This is a genomic window from Deltaproteobacteria bacterium, assembly GCA_016874775.1.
Classification (GTDB): Bacteria; Desulfobacterota; Binatia; order Bin18; family Bin18; genus VGTJ01.
Genome location: VGTJ01000162.1, coordinates 1 through 14488, shown reverse-complemented (window position 1 = coordinate 14488; position 14488 = coordinate 1). Strand labels below are relative to the sequence as shown.

12 protein-coding genes are annotated in these 14488 nt (G+C 54.1%); 4 read left to right on the top strand and 8 right to left on the bottom strand.

Annotation, left to right across the window (positions count from 1 at the left end):
- Positions 1-289 precede the first annotated feature (289 nt).
- Positions 290-1177, bottom strand: coding sequence for a phospholipase D family protein (locus tag FJ147_22335; GenBank protein MBM4258625.1), 888 nt, complete (start codon positions 1175-1177; stop codon positions 290-292).
- A 159-nt stretch (positions 1178-1336) separates the two neighbouring features.
- On the opposite strand from FJ147_22335, the gene FJ147_22330 reads away from it, so the two are divergent.
- The 3 genes from FJ147_22330 (at position 1337) to FJ147_22320 (ending at position 4861) form a co-directional block, all read left to right on the top strand.
- Positions 1337-2320, top strand: coding sequence for a thiamine pyrophosphate-dependent dehydrogenase E1 component subunit alpha (locus FJ147_22330; GenBank protein MBM4258624.1), 984 nt, complete (start codon positions 1337-1339; stop codon positions 2318-2320).
- Positions 2321-2453: 133 nt separating this feature from the next.
- A complete protein-coding gene (locus FJ147_22325; protein ID MBM4258623.1) occupies positions 2454-3422 on the top strand; it encodes an alpha-ketoacid dehydrogenase subunit beta in 969 nt (322 codons plus the stop codon).
- A 149-nt stretch (positions 3423-3571) separates the two neighbouring features.
- Positions 3572-4861: a 2-oxo acid dehydrogenase subunit E2 gene (locus FJ147_22320; GenBank protein MBM4258622.1), complete on the top strand. Its 1290-nt coding sequence runs from the start codon at positions 3572-3574 to the stop codon at positions 4859-4861.
- Between the two features lie 58 nt (positions 4862-4919).
- Here FJ147_22320 and FJ147_22315 read toward each other — a convergent pair whose 3' ends face one another.
- Positions 4920-6011 carry a class I SAM-dependent methyltransferase gene (locus FJ147_22315; GenBank protein MBM4258621.1) on the bottom strand — a complete coding sequence of 364 codons (1092 nt, stop codon included), beginning with the start codon at positions 6009-6011 and terminating at the stop codon, positions 4920-4922.
- Between the two features lie 75 nt (positions 6012-6086).
- On the opposite strand from FJ147_22315, the gene FJ147_22310 reads away from it, so the two are divergent.
- Entirely contained in the window at positions 6087-7535 is a 1449-nt protein-coding gene (locus tag FJ147_22310) for a Si-specific NAD(P)(+) transhydrogenase (protein ID MBM4258620.1), read from the top strand.
- Positions 7536-7730: 195 nt separating this feature from the next.
- Here the strand turns inward: FJ147_22310 and acpS are convergent, their stop codons facing one another.
- From acpS to FJ147_22280, 6 genes are all read right to left on the bottom strand, one after another.
- Positions 7731-8132, bottom strand: coding sequence for a holo-[acyl-carrier-protein] synthase (gene acpS, locus FJ147_22305; GenBank protein MBM4258619.1), 402 nt, complete (start codon positions 8130-8132; stop codon positions 7731-7733).
- A gap of 105 nt (positions 8133-8237) precedes the next feature.
- A complete protein-coding gene (locus tag FJ147_22300) occupies positions 8238-10058 on the bottom strand; it encodes a radical SAM protein (protein MBM4258618.1) in 1821 nt (606 codons plus the stop codon).
- A gap of 241 nt (positions 10059-10299) precedes the next feature.
- Positions 10300-11187 carry a TIGR03619 family F420-dependent LLM class oxidoreductase gene (locus FJ147_22295; protein ID MBM4258617.1) on the bottom strand — a complete coding sequence of 296 codons (888 nt, stop codon included), beginning with the start codon at positions 11185-11187 and terminating at the stop codon, positions 10300-10302.
- A 170-nt stretch (positions 11188-11357) separates the two neighbouring features.
- Positions 11358-13214: an NAD(P)/FAD-dependent oxidoreductase gene (locus FJ147_22290; protein MBM4258616.1), complete on the bottom strand. Its 1857-nt coding sequence runs from the start codon at positions 13212-13214 to the stop codon at positions 11358-11360.
- 524 nt (positions 13215-13738) lie between these two features.
- Positions 13739-14047, bottom strand: a complete 309-nt coding sequence (locus tag FJ147_22285; protein ID MBM4258615.1) for a hypothetical protein — start codon at positions 14045-14047, stop codon at positions 13739-13741.
- 3 nt (positions 14048-14050) lie between these two features.
- Positions 14051-14407, bottom strand: a complete 357-nt coding sequence (locus FJ147_22280; protein MBM4258614.1) for a DUF4258 domain-containing protein — start codon at positions 14405-14407, stop codon at positions 14051-14053.
- Between the last annotated feature and the right edge of the window lie 81 nt (positions 14408-14488).

The following is a 14488-nucleotide window of genomic DNA, read 5'->3' as shown; positions in this document are numbered from 1 at the left end:
CGGCGCTTGTGTCGGGACTTCGAACATACCACCGTTTCCAGTGACGCTATGGTGTACTTGGCCAGTATCCGGCGCACGCTGCGGATGGTGACGACGGAAAATACGAATTAAAAAACACTTTCTAAGGCGATTTCTTAGAGAAAAGATCCCGCAGTCTCTGGTGGCGGGCACAGCCCGCCCTACGTGTCTTTGCCGGCTCTGGGTAGGGCAGGCTGTGCCTGCCCCTATCGGCAGAACATCGACATCTCAGGGATCCCCTTTTTGGGAAATCACCTAACTCCGAAGCGATTTATTGGCAAGCCTCTGCTTTGCGATACCCTGCCGCAGTGGCTTTTTGCTCGCTGGTAAAGACCACTTGATTTTCCGGATTGATGAGGTCGTAACCGCGACAGCCGAAGGTGCGGTATTGCTTGCTCCGTCGGTTCGCACGAACTTCACTCACAATCTGCCCGCGGCCAACCATTGCCACCTGCACAGGAGCAGCTTCTTTTTTCCGCTTGCTCCTGAGTGAAGATGCTCCCTCGGGCGCCTTATTCACACTTTGAGACTCACGTATTCGCTTGGTCGCCATCGCTCGCGTGTTACTCGCTGGTGGCCTTCGACTTGCAACCGGCGCTTGCAAAATTTCCCCAGCGAACTGATACGGCTGTGAGTGTTGCGCGTGGGCAACGAAGTTATCCGCGTACGCCCCGGCGAGATGGGGAATATCATTCAAGATCAGAACATTTTCAGCATTCCGCTCTTCTGCCGCTTTGGTGAAGTTAAAGGAGCCAGTGATCAACGTGGCGTTGTCGATCACCATCACTTTGTTGTGCGCAATCGCGTGCCGGTCGTCGATCAAAGTTTTAATGCCTGAATTATTGAGAAACGTGGCTGCGGTGTATTTATCTCTCTCATTGGACTTGTCCAATACTGCGACCACTTCCACGCCGCGCTTGTGAGCAGCGATCAACGCCTCCGCTATGGGCGCCGAGGTAAAGCTATAAGCTTGCACCCAAATACGAAATTGCGCTCGGTTAATTTCACGGACGATTGCTTCGGTCCCCCCACCATCAGGTGAGAAGTAGACCGCAGTACTCATCGGTTCGAGGGGGCCGCGGAACGCACCGCACCCTGACGTCACAATGAAGAGTCCAAGCACCGGCCAGAAGGCACTACATCCTTTCCATCCCATCATCCACCTCCACATGCCTTGGCATTCCCTTTAACAAGTAGCCGGTTTTCTGCGACAAGGCAAACACACGCAACCGCCCTAGCAGTTGACCAATCCCCACATTTCAGACTATGAACACCTGTCCGCCCACGCTCACTGTCAACCACCAAAAGGGGGTGCCATATGGCAGAAGTAAGTAAGGAAAAACTGCTCAAAATGTACCGTACCATGCAGACGATCCGCCAGTTCGAGGAACGACTGCGTGACTTGTTCAAGGAAGGGAAAGTTCCTGGATTCGTCCATGTCTCAATCGGTGAAGAAGCATCGGCAACCGGTGTGTGTGCCGCACTCACAGATACAGACTATATTACCAGCACGCACCGTGGACACGGCCATTTGCTCGCTAAAGGCGGGAAACTCAAGCCAATGATGGCAGAACTTTTTGGCCGCAAGACTGGCTACTGCAAGGGCAAAGGTGGCTCGATGCACATTGCCGACTTTAGTATCGGCATTCTTGGCGCGAACGGCATTGTCGGCGCTGGGTTACCCATCGCAACTGGCGCTGGACTCGCCGCGAAAATGAAAAAGAGTGGCCAAGTGGCAGTCTGTTTCTTTGGTGATGGCGCTTCGAATGAAGGCACCTTCCACGAGTCACTCAACATCGCCTCGGCCTGGAAACTCCCGGTCGTCTATGTCTGCGAGAACAATCTTTATGGTGAGTTCACGGCTGGCAAAGACGTGACTTCAGTAAAAGACATTGCGGATCGCGCGCGCGGACACGATATGCCTGGGGTCATCATTAACGGCAACGATGTAGTTGAAGTGTATGAAACAACCTCAGAGGCGGTTGCTCGCGCACGCCGGGGCGAAGGCCCTACCCTGATCGAATGCAAGACCTATCGTTGGGAAGGTCACGTCGTGGGCGAAGAGGGATTTCTCGGCAAGAAATCGTACCGCCCAGCCGACGAAATCGAAGAATGGAAGAAACGCTGCCCACTTATCACCTTCGAGAGTCGTTTTACCGCCAGCGGCATGTTCACCAAAGCTGAGCTAGAGGCCATCAAAGCGGAAGCCTCTCGCGACATCGCAGAAGCGGTTCAGTATGCCATCGACAGTCCGTTGCCAGCACCAGAAGAGGCAATGGAGGATATGTTTTCGGCGGCGTAATAATGGCTCTCAGCTATCGGCGATCAGCTTTCAGCCAAGAAACTTTATCGTCAAACATGCGTTCGTTCCTCCTTACTATTGTCTGGCTGACCGCTGATTGCTGAGCGCTGACGGCTCAAAAAGGAGAAAAACCATGCCTGAACTTTCATACATTCGAGCGATTAATGAAGCATTACGCGAAGAGTTACGCCACGATCCGTTGACATTTATCATCGGGTTAGATGTGTGGGTCGGCGCGTTTGGCGCGACTGGTGGTCTAATCGATGAGTTTGGCGCCGATCGCGTGCGTAATGCTCCGATCTCTGAAGCAGGATATGCCGGGGCTGGTGTCGGCGCAGCGATGGCCGGTATGCGCCCCATCGTAGAAATTGAATTCGCGAGCTTTTTCTACTGCTGTTGGGACCAGGTGTGTAACCAAGCTGCAAAACTGCGCTACATGTCTGGTGGACAAGCAGATATTCCTATTACCTTTCGTACAGCGTACGGTGCGACCGGACAAGCTGCCGCTCAGCACTCAGAGACTGTGTATGCACAGTTTATGAGCGTCCCAGGCTTAAAGATCGTCGCTCCCTCAGACCCAGCCGATATGAAAGGGCTGTTAAAGAGCGCGATCCGCGACAACAACCCGGTGCTGGTCTTCGAACATATGGGACTTGGTCGCCTCCGTGGTCAAGTACCAGAAGGAGAGCACCTCGTACCGATCGGCAAAGGGGCCGTGAAACGCGAAGGGAAGGACATCACCGTCGTTGCAATTGGCGCGATGGTATCTAAAGCACTCGCCGCCGCTAAGACACTGGAACAAGAAGGCGTCTCGGTCGAAGTGGTTGATCCTCGCTCGCTCATTCCGCTCGATGAAGAGATCATTCTCAACTCCGTCGGGAAAACACACAAAGTGATAGTCGTCGATGAAGGACATCTTCGCTGCGGCGCAGCCGCAGAAATTGCAGCAGTAATAGCAGACAAAGGCTTTGACCTGCTGGATGCGCCTATTAAACGGCTGACCGCACCAGATGTCCCGATTCCTTTCAGTCCGCCAATGGAAAAGTTCGTCCTGCCTGATGATAAGAAGATCATCTCGATGGTGAAGGAGATGCTCGGGTAAGACACGAAACGGAGAAACGGAGAAACAGGGAAACGGAGAGTCGGAAATATTTTTCTTTCTCCGATTCACCGATTCTCCCCCTCTCCGATTCTACTTGAGTATACTAAAAACTACCGGGGAAAAGCTGCAAGTTAAGGAAGGGGAGAACCGTGGCGGTAGAAGTCACCATGCCGAAGTTCGGTCTGACCATGACCGAAGGAACAATTCAAAAGTGGTTTAAGAACGAAGGGGATGCGATCAAAGCGGGAGAAGCACTGTTCGAAGTCGAAACTGAGAAGGTGCTCTATGAAGTCGAGTGCAAGGGTACCGGAACAGTCGCAAAGCTACTCTACCCGCTTGAAGCAGTGGTTGCCGTGGGCTTACCAGTCGCAGTGATTGCTGAAGCAGGCGAAAACGTCGCCGAGGTCGCAGCTCGCTATGGCGGCGGTGCTCCCGCCCCCCAAACAACCGGAGTGTCTGTTGCTGCTGCACCAAGTGTCACGGTTGCCGCAAGCTCTTCTCCTGCAGCCGCATCAGCAAGCGGTCGAAGAGAGGGTGCTCCCATTACCCCAGCAGCCCGCAAACTTGCACAGGAGAATGGCATCGATGTCTCACAGCTTGTTGGTACAGGGCCGGGGGGTCGCGTCACGCGCGAAGATGTCGAGAAAGCTCTCGCTGATCGTGCCAAAGCCCCGACCCCAGTTGCGGCACCTCCCCCAGCGCCAGCAGCAACACCAACTGCGGCATCAGCACCACGTCCAGTAGCAGCACCAGTTCCCGCAGGCCAGAGTATCCCCCTTCGTGGCATGCGCAAAGTCATCGCGGAACGCATGCATAAAAGCCTGCAAGGGAGTGCTCAGCTCACCATCACCACTGAAGTTGACGTGACACAATTGATCGATCGTCGTCAGGAAGTGCAACGTGAGTTTAATGCGACCTACACCGATTTTATCGTGCAAGCATGTGCGCATGCACTCAAGCAACACCCACGCATGAACTCAATGCTCGATGGCGAAACCATCCGTCACCTTGAGCAGATCAACGTCGGCATTGCTGTCGCCCTAGAGGAAGGGTTGATTGTTCCTGTCGTCCCCAACACTGATAAAAAGTCACTCAGAGAGATTGCGCAAGAAGCGCGTGCACTCGCCGAGAAAGCCCGTGCAGGCAAACTGACATTGGAAGAAGTCTCCGGTGGAACATTCACGGTCTCCAACCTCGGCATGTTTGGCGTTGATGGGTTTACCCCAATTATCAACGCACCGCAGATTGGCATTCTTGGTGTTGGGCGGATTGTTGAGAAACCGGTGATCTATCGCGGCGAAATTGCCAAACGCTCGATGATGGTGCTAAGCTTAACCTTCGACCATCGCATCATTGACGGTGCACCAGCTGGAGCATTTTTACAGACCGTCGCTGATCTGTTGGCGCATGGCAATCGGATATCGTTGGATGCCCAATAACCTGGGAGCGCGACCGTCTCGGCCGCTTAAGGTGCGGGCGGGACGCCCGCGCTCCCAGCTACGGTCTGATCTCATAAAACGCTTGCGCCAGATGCTCGATCGGCAAGCGTCGCACTCGTGTGAACCCAGCTTGCGCAGCAAGCTCCTTAATCTTTGTCGGCCCAATCGCAGTGCCAATTCCTTCCCCACCATGCGCTAAGGAAACCGTCATGCAATGCAACGTGCTCATCGAGTACATCATCGCACCCATTGGTCCCATATTCTCGGCCAGCGTATCTCCTGCCTTGGGTTCGACCATAAAATAGGTCCCATCGTCCGTTAGTGCACTGCGGATCGAGCGCAACACACCACGTGGGTCAACCATATCGTGGATCGCATCAAAAGACGTAATCACGTCAAATTTCGGATTGTTGGGTAACGCCGTCGCTGAGGCACGTTGAAACTCGACACGGTCAGCCACGCCTTTCTGCTGCGCATCAGCACGAGCACGCGCCAAGGACTCCTCGCTCACATCGAATCCATAGAACTGCGACTGCGGAAAGGCCTGTGCCATAAGGATACTCGGATAGCCACTACCACAACCAACATCAGCCGCACGCCCACCACTCTGCAGGCAGCTCACAACTTGTGGCATCGCGGCCAACCATCGCTTCACCAGATGAAACTGGTATTGCGTCCGATTGCTGCGATCGATCCCAGCGACCAGATCCGGACCATATTCTGAAAACGGCACCCCGCCACCTTTGACAAACGCCTCAGCCACACGTGGAGCGACGTTGATCATAGCTGGCGTATTTTGGAAGAACCCCGCGAGGAAACTCGGGCTGTCGTCGTCAGCCAACACAGCCGCATGTTCTTCTGGAAATGAGAACCGTTCAGTTGCGGCATCATATTCGACGATCCCTGCGGCAGCCATTGCCGAGAACCATTCCCGCACGTAGCGTTCTTGTAATCCAGTTTTCGTTGCCAGTTCGCTACTCGTGATAGCTCCGGCACCAGCGAGTGCCTTGAACAACCCGACCCGATCACCAATGTAGATCATGCCTGAGAGCGCAGCGCCCGTTACATAACCCATCATCTGATTGACAAACTGTTCCCGTTTCCCTTTATCCATACTCGCATCTCCTTCTGTGCCCATAGACGCTGCCATAAGAACTCGTCGAAAACAACCTCGCCTTAACTTTCTTCGCTTCCCGCCAATCTCTATAATGCACGAGGGGGTTGCATGAGTACACAAACAGTAACTATCACATCGCCCACAGCCGAATATGACTATGACTTGATCGTTATCGGGTCTGGCCCAGCAGGGGAAAAAGCCGCCATTCAAGCGGCAAAGCTGGATAAACGCGTCGCGGTCGTTGAACGCGGGGGCCAACTCGGTGGCTCATGCACCCATTTCGGAACGCTCCCGAGTAAGACGCTTCGTGAAGCTGTGCTGTTCATCTCCAGTCTCGAACAACGCACCTTTCCAGGCATTCAGTGCGCGGTTAAGAAACATCGCTTAGGCGTTCAGGACCTCTTGCGATACAAAACGACCGTCGTTCAGACCCAAGCCGACGCAACCAGGCGCAAGCTTGATCGCAACGATGTCGACATCTTTCATGGGCAGGCCACCTTTGTAGATTCCCACCGGCTTGCGATCGAGAGTGCCGATGGTTCGCGCCGCACGTGCTCTGCCGCAGAAGTCATTCTTGCCGTTGGTTCGCGCCCAGCACGTCCACCATCGATTCCCTTCGACAACGTTCATGTCTTTGACACAGATTCCGTGCTGTACATGGAACGTATTCCACGCACCCTTGCGGTCATTGGTGCAGGAGTTGTCGGCTGCGAGTATGCTTCGATTTTTGCGACACTGGGAGTGAAAGTGACGCTCATCGATACCCGTTCCAATATCCTTGACTTTCTCGATGACGAACTCAAGCAACGCCTGCTGTATCGCATGCTCAATGCCGGAGTCGTGATGCACTTCGGTGAAGAAGTCACGAAGGTTGTGGTTCCTGAACCGGATCGAGTCGAGTCTCACTGCGCGAGTGGCAAGGTCGTAACCGCCGAACGAGTACTCCATGCAGCAGGCCGTATCGGCAACACAGATACGTTAGGGTTACAAGCGATCGGGCTTGCGACGGACAACCGCGGCCTGCTCAACGTCAACGAACATTTTCAAACATCACTTCCGCATATTTATGCAGTCGGAGACGTCATCGGGTTCCCTGCCCTCGCCGCGACAGCAATGCATCAGGGACGCCTTGCGGCAGCACATGCATTTCGCCGTCTGAATGGTCGGGACGAAAGTAAAGCCTTGCAATCCCCTCTCGGTCCGCTGCCGTTTGGCATTTACACGATTCCAGAAGTTTCGATGGTCGGCGCAACAGAGGAAGAGTTGACCAAAGATCGTGTTCCGTACGAAATCGGTCATGCGTATTATCGTGAGACTGCTCGCGCCCATATTATGGGGGAAACCGATGGTATGGTGAAATTAATCTTCCATCGTGAAACCCTGCAACTGTTGGGCGTGCATATCATCGGTGAGCGCGCGTCTGAGCTGATTCACATCGGACAAGCTGTGATTACCTATGGTGGCTCGATCGAGTATTTCATCGACAACGTGGTGAACTATCCCACATTGTCGGAGGCGTATAAGGTCGCAGCCTTGAACGGATACAACCGTCTCTAAATCGAACCAGGAAAGATGAGTACACCTGAGCTGTCACCCTGAGTGCAACGGAGGGTCTTGCAGAGAGATTCTTCGCGTAGTTTATCCTGAGCTTGTCGAAGGGCTCAGAACGACAGAAGCGCAACGTCTCAGCGTCACGTGCACGAATGGTCTTTGGCCCAATTTCGTCGCGAGCAGAAAGAGGATTTTTTCGGATTATCGTTTACGTTCCTCCCCTTCGGCAACAACAACCGCCTCCGCGAGCGCTGCAGTATGGGTAAGGGCAAGGTGCAAGCGCTGAATTCCGAGGGATTCAGCATATTCCTTGGCTTTGCCGTGCAGCACGATCTCTGGACGTGAGCCACGCCTACGTACGACTTCAATATCGAGCCAGCCAACGTAGCGTCCCCAGCCACGGCCCAGCGCTTTCATCGTCGCTTCTTTAGCCGCGAAACGCGCTGCGTAACTTTGATACTTCCCGGCTCGACGGCTCTCACAGTATTCCTGCTCACCTTTTGTATACACACGATCGCGAAAGCGGGCTCCAATACGTGGATCATCCACAGCCGCCTTAATACGATCAACTTCAGCCAGATCATTCCCGATGGCGATAATCATGGAAAAAGTCCAAATTTTATATCTTGGGACTTGGGGCTAGAGACTTGGGGCGTGTTGGGAGGAGAGGGCAGTCCCCAGCCCCTACCCCCCAGCCCCATATTTTCCTCAACACGCTTCACATTTATGACATGTAGTGACATCACACGGCTGCGTTTGCAAACCCAGCAAAGCTTTTCGCCATTCGGATAGTAGATACTGTTGACTCACCGAATGATCAATAAAATCCCACGGCAAGATTTCTTTCGGGTCGTAGCGGCGGTGAACGAAGAAATCAGGGGTTGGGGGTTGGGGGTTAGGGGTTAGGTCTTTTGAATTTTGAATTTTGAATTTTGAATTTTGAATTTCCTTACCTTTTGGACTCTGGACTCTGGACGCACGCCGAAGGCGTTGGACGACGCTCCACCAATCTCCACCGTTCTGATGGGCCTCGAGCAAAATCTGGCCCGTGCGACGATCACCACGAGAGAGGAGTGTTTGATAGTAGGCTTCACGTGGGGATTCTGTATCGACAGTCACACGAGGGAGTCGCGCAAGTCGTTTCTTCAGGAGCGTGAATTTGTCTCGCAATCCGCGCATCTCTTCCATTGGTTCCCATTGCAACGGAGTCCACGGTTTTGGCGAGAAGGCATTCACAGAAAGCGTGAGCCCACCAACTTTCGCGCCCTTGCCACAATATCGTTCATGAATCTTGGCGGTGAGATCCGCAATCGCTTCGACATCTTCAGTTTTCTCGGTTGGTAGCCCCAACATGAAATACATCTTTAGTGATTGCACACCACCACCGATCAGCCATTCCGCGGCACGGAGAATCTCTGGCTCTGTCAGATTCTTATTGATCAAGCGACGCATGCGATCAGAACCGGCCTCTGGCGCGACCGTCGCCGAACGATTTTTTTGCGCCCCGAGTGCAGCAGCAAGATCATGGGTAATCACATCGGCTTTCAATGACGATGGTGAGGCACGGCCCCCAGCCTGGCCGATAAACTGACATAAAGCTGCAATCCCTGGCTGACTGGCCATTTCCGCACCGACCAGTCCAATTGTCGACCGCTCTTGCAATCCTTCAGTCACGCTTTGTTTTACTGACGCGAAGCTACGATAGCGCACCGGACGATACATGTAACCTGCGGCACAGAAACGGCAGCCCCATTCACAACCGCGACTCGCTTCGACGAGAAACATATCACCAAATACCGCCTCGGGGCTGAGGATCTGCGATGTTGTGGGATACGCATCAAGATTCTTGATGAGCCGACGATTGACCCGCGGCGTGCCTCCGCCTCGATACGCAACTCGTTCGATTCGCCCTTGTGCATCGTACTGCGGGGCAAATAGTATCGGAAAGTAGGCTCCTTCGATCGCACTCAACGCATGTAATTTGTCGTTCCGGCTACACCGGGCGGTCCGCAGTTCAGCGTAGCGCTCGATGAACTCAGGAATCATCTCTTCACCTTCACCGATCAAGAACAGGTCAATGAAGTCAGCTATCGGTTCAGGATTGAGAAAAGTTGCTGGTCCGCCAGCAATGATAATAGGGTGATGCTCCTCACGTTCGCTCGCGAGCAGCGGGATATGAGCTGCAGCGAGAATGTCGAGAATATGAATGTAGTCGGTCTCGAACGATAACGAGAACGCCAATAATTCAAAATCCGACAGTGGCCGTTGAGTTTCGAGCGACGCAAGCGGTGTTTTCGCTCGGCTCAATGCATCAGTTTCATCGGGATCGGGCAAGAACGCACGTTCACAACGACAACGCGGATCTTGAGCAATGATCTTATAGGCCGCATGAAATCCCAAATTCGCCATCCCTACAGGGTAGCGATTAGGATAGATCAAGCAGACCGGAATCTCACCTTCTGTATTGGCAGTGAACAAGCGCTTTTCTTGCGCGAGACGCTGTCGGGCGCGTTCAGTCGTCAACCACATGCAGGAAGCCTATCGTTCTGCTGACAGGCGTGCAAGGCGAGCTTACACAATTTGGCACCGGTGCCCGGCGTTATGGCCTGAGAAAGCCGACATGCTTTCTCTCTTTTCTCCGTGTGGTGCCATATTCTAGCGGTGACCATATAGTTTGGAGGTGCGGATCGGTCGTCACGGAGACTCTTGATACATTCACTGCCAGGGCGAGTTGCCATACGTTCTCTGGCTCCGTGACGATGCCCTCGGTCTACATGTTCGCTTTGCGAGCGAACTCCTCCATGACCGCAAGCGCACCTTTAAGATCCTGTGCCCAAAACGGCACCGGCACAATGAAAGAGTCATAGCCAAGCGCCTGGTATTTCTTAATGTCGGAGATACTGGCGTCAACCGAAGGAGCATAGAGCGTCCCAATGATGACTGGCACACTGCGAGGGTCACGCCCGGCGTTTTTAGCCGCGCGCACAAGCAGTTCGTTCGTCTCATTGAAGTTGTCGTAACCCTTGGGTACCGCGAGCCAGCCGTCGCCAAGTTCGACAACACGACGCATGGCACGTGCCGAATGTCCACCGATCCAGACAGGAAACGGTTTTTGCACGGGTTTCGGTTCGCATTTAATCCCGCTGAAGTTCACATATTGGCCCTGGAACGTCGGGTCGGGGCTATTCCACAGTTCACGCATGGCACGAATATATTCATCACTCAGCGCCCCGCGTTTATTATACGGTGCGCCTAAGAGCGTGATCTCCTCTTCCATCCATCCGATCCCCACGCCCAACAACATCCGCCCTCCGGACATCACATCGAGTGTCGCCCACATCTTAGCCGTGACAATGGGATTGCGATGCGGTAACACCAGGACCCATGTACCCAGGCGTACGCGCTTGGTCGCACCGGCAAGGACTCCTAATGCCGCAATCGGCTCTAACAGTGGGATATCGGCCCCGAATGGCAACTTCCCTGTGTCGTTGTATGGATACTTCGAGTTAATCGTCGTGGGAAATACCACATGGTCGGGAGCCCACAGCGAGTCATAGCCTAAGGCCTCTGCTCGCTGCGCGATCGTGATTTGTGCCTCCATTGCGGCGGCGCCAGTTGCTAATGGTCCAATGGTCGGGATCACCATACCAAATTTCATATATCCCTCCTTCGCCTCCCCGAACCCTTGATGAGGCCTAGCGCTTAGCCATTCGCGCGAGAACCACAGGCACTACAGCCCTGCTCGGAGAGTTCGACTGGGCCATTCCTTATAGATGTCACATCGTGCAGAAAGGCCCAGCAGATCTCCTTCGTGCTGTCACCATCAATCTACTTGGCCGGACCAAAGAGGTACGGCTGGAGCGTGTCTTGTGCGGCTCGACGGTACTTATGCCAGCGGCCACCTCCGTAATAAGCAAGGCTGCCGGGCTCAGCGTCGCCGTGTCCGTTGTAATACGAGAGACAGTCGCGCAGCGGCGCACTCATGATATCTGCCTGCCGGCAGTGCTCAGCGTACTCCTCTTGCGGCTTACGGTGAATGTCAACGATAGTCTCACCTTTGTCCCGCAGCGTCGACAGCAACCACACGACATAGTCGCCATGAGCGTCGATGGCATCGGTGAAATTAAAGCTGCCGCCGCCACCTTGAGGGCCAGTAACGACGAAGAGGTTCGGGAAGTCTTTTACGTGGAGACCGAGAAAGGTCTTGGTGCCTTCTTTCGCCCATGTCTCCGTAATCGTGCGACCATTACGGCCTTTCGTCTTCTCAAATACCCCACTTGCCATCCATTGGAAGCCAGTCGCATAGATGAGCACATCGAGCGGATACTCAACCCCGTCGTGCACGACTCCCTTCTCGGTGATCTTGCGGACGCCCATCGGCGCAGTGTCTACTAGATGGACATGCGGCATGTTGAACGTCGGGAGGTATTCATCGTGGAAGGTAGGCCGTTTGCACCCATACGGGTAGTACGGCTTGAGGGCTGCCGCGGTCTTCGGATCTTTGACGATGGCATCGACCCGAGCGCGGATCTGCTCCATAATCCGGAAACTCGTGTTGAGCTGTCTTTGCACCAGCTCCTCGGGCGATAATTTGGTTTCGTACTGCTTACGCTCGCGGAAATCAGCAACCCGGCCAGCGAGGTAGTCGTCATTCGCTTGGATGGCCGTACGCCCCTCAGAGATGCGGGCGAAGCGCACCCGACGGGCTCTCGCCCAGCCCGGCTCATGCCCCCACTGGTCGATCTCCTCCTGCGTGGTTGCACGCTGATCACGCACATCGATCGTGGACGGCGTGCGCTGAAAGACGTAGAGTTCTCCGGCGACCTTCGCCAGTTCAGGAATGACCTGCACCGCCGTCGCTCCGGTGCCGATGATCCCGACTCGCTTCCCGTCCAGAGCGATATCGTACTTCCATCGCGAGGTGTGGAACGACTCACCTTGAAACGTTTCCATACCATCGATACGGGCCAGCTTTGGCGAGGTAAGGATTCCATTCGCATAGATCAGGTACCGTGCCCGCATGGCGTCACCGCGGTTCGTGTGCACAATCCACCGTCCAGATTTTTCGTCCCACTCCGTCTTCTCCACCGCGGTATGAAACAAACAGTGATTATAGAAGTCGAACTTCTCGGCCATTTTTTGGCAGTATTCGAAGATCTCAAATCCCGAGGCAAATTTCATGGTCGGGAAATAGCCCATCTCCTCCAGTAACGGGAAATAACTGTATGACTCCACGTCACAGGCAATGCCCGGATAGCGGTTCCAATACCAGGTGCCGCCGACATCCCCGCCTTTCTCACAGAACCGTATGTCAGTAAACCCAGCCTGGCGCAGCTTGTGCCACAACAGCAGACCTCCAAAACCAGCCCCTACTACGAGAATTTCGCACTCGTCGTTCAGGGCTTCACGAGGAATCGGAGCCGCGGAGTACACGTCCTCCAGATACTTGCTGAACTCGCCCTCCATTGCCATGTAGTCCGCCGCCCCTCGGCGAGCTTCCTTGAACGAGCGATACTTGGCCTGCTCCTCAGCGTTGAACACTGCACCTGCAAGTTGCGGTGGCAGTGTCTTGAGTGTCTCATCTTGAGTGACCGAGTAACCTCTCCCGACTACATTGACCATCGTGCTCGCCGCACGAGTGTTGAAGATCTTCAGTCCAGTATTAGGGTCAACACTGATCGACATCGTCTGCTCTCCTTTTTACAAATGTCTTTAGAATGCAAATTATTTTACTCATTTGTACGGAAATCCCATATCTGATGAGCAATATATTGCTTCAGCAGGCGCCGCTCTTATCTCCTTCGCACTACAGGTTTCCAGAACCTCGCCGGTAAACGTCCTTGGGACTTTACCCTACCACATGCCAAATATCTATAGATCGTGATGAGCCAGACATGTATGGGCATCGGCAAACGGCTGACACACAAGTCTCATCGGAAAGATGTGACTGAGCATTTCCCTGAGCCCAGCATGCGCAAGGCCATTGCAGTCGAGGTGTCCCTCATCTTTACGTACTCACCGCACGGGTGGCAACAGGAACGGGCGCCGGAAAACGGCTCGCGGGTCCGGCTGAGAGACGGGCTACACGCACCAAGACCTCGCGACCTCTGTTACGCCAGAACCGAGTGTAGTGTAGCTCCCGGCAGTCTTTTTTTCATCGGATTGGGTAAGGCTGGCTTCATGACCGGCTGAGAGGGGTTAGGCGCGGTCTACTCTTCTGTGGAAGCACTGGCTGTGATTTTTTCTTGCGGCGCTCTGTCGACCGAAACAATATATTGGGTCAGTTCTGAACGTCGTCCCTGGGCACGCTTGGCCGTAAGGAGGAGTTCCCGAATGGTCAGAAGTAGTTCGTCAACTATGTCTGGGGTAAACGACGCCTCACCATCCACTGGGCACACCCAGGCGTAGCAATTAGGAACGCGAATAGTAATCCCCGCTTCGTGATACTCGAACGTGGTCAGCCGCCACTGTTTCTCTGTGTGATGTTCGCTGCACATGGGAATAGGTTTGCTTGTCATACCTTAGCGCCTCTTTCGTTTGCGTCGTCTGAGCGGTGGCTGTTCCCACTCGTGTTCCTCAGGAATATAGGCTGTCACAAATTCAGCATAGACCGCACCAGCGTATTCACAGACGACGTGCAAGTAAATATCGGTGGTCTTTGCCAAACTGGTTTTGCCACAGATGAGCACGCGTTGATCATCTGGATATTCCTCAATGATAGTTCCCTCAAGAATTGCTTCGACCATGTGGGTCCGTTCAAAGCCCTCCTTCAAAGCGTGCAGTACTGCATGACTCTTGACGAGGTAGTTAGGCGGTGGCAGGAAACAACTTACCGCAATAGTGATTGACCGGAGTGGAGAGCCTCTGCACAAGAGCAGGGATGAGAGACGAGACCATTGTGTGCTGGCTTCGGTCTAAGTATCGAAGTCTGGTCGAAGAGCTGGATGAACGCGGGCGAC

Bases quoted from the DNA above. Each gene is read 5' to 3' on its own strand.
- FJ147_22335 (MBM4258625.1), bottom strand. From the start codon at position 1,177: ATGATGGGATGGAAAGGATGTAGTGCCTTCTGGCCGGTGCTTGGACTC.
- FJ147_22330 (MBM4258624.1), top strand. From the start codon at position 1,337: ATGGCAGAAGTAAGTAAGGAAAAACTGCTCAAAATGTACCGTACCATG.
- FJ147_22325 (MBM4258623.1), top strand. From the start codon at position 2,454: ATGCCTGAACTTTCATACATTCGAGCGATTAATGAAGCATTACGCGAA.
- FJ147_22315 (MBM4258621.1), bottom strand. From the start codon at position 6,011: ATGGCAGCGTCTATGGGCACAGAAGGAGATGCGAGTATGGATAAAGGG.
- FJ147_22310 (MBM4258620.1), top strand. From the start codon at position 6,087: ATGAGTACACAAACAGTAACTATCACATCGCCCACAGCCGAATATGAC.
- acpS (MBM4258619.1), bottom strand. From the start codon at position 8,132: ATGATTATCGCCATCGGGAATGATCTGGCTGAAGTTGATCGTATTAAG.
- FJ147_22300 (MBM4258618.1), bottom strand. From the start codon at position 10,058: ATGTGGTTGACGACTGAACGCGCCCGACAGCGTCTCGCGCAAGAAAAG.
- FJ147_22295 (MBM4258617.1), bottom strand. From the start codon at position 11,187: ATGAAATTTGGTATGGTGATCCCGACCATTGGACCATTAGCAACTGGC.
- FJ147_22290 (MBM4258616.1), bottom strand. From the start codon at position 13,214: ATGTCGATCAGTGTTGACCCTAATACTGGACTGAAGATCTTCAACACT.
- FJ147_22285 (MBM4258615.1), bottom strand. From the start codon at position 14,047: ATGACAAGCAAACCTATTCCCATGTGCAGCGAACATCACACAGAGAAA.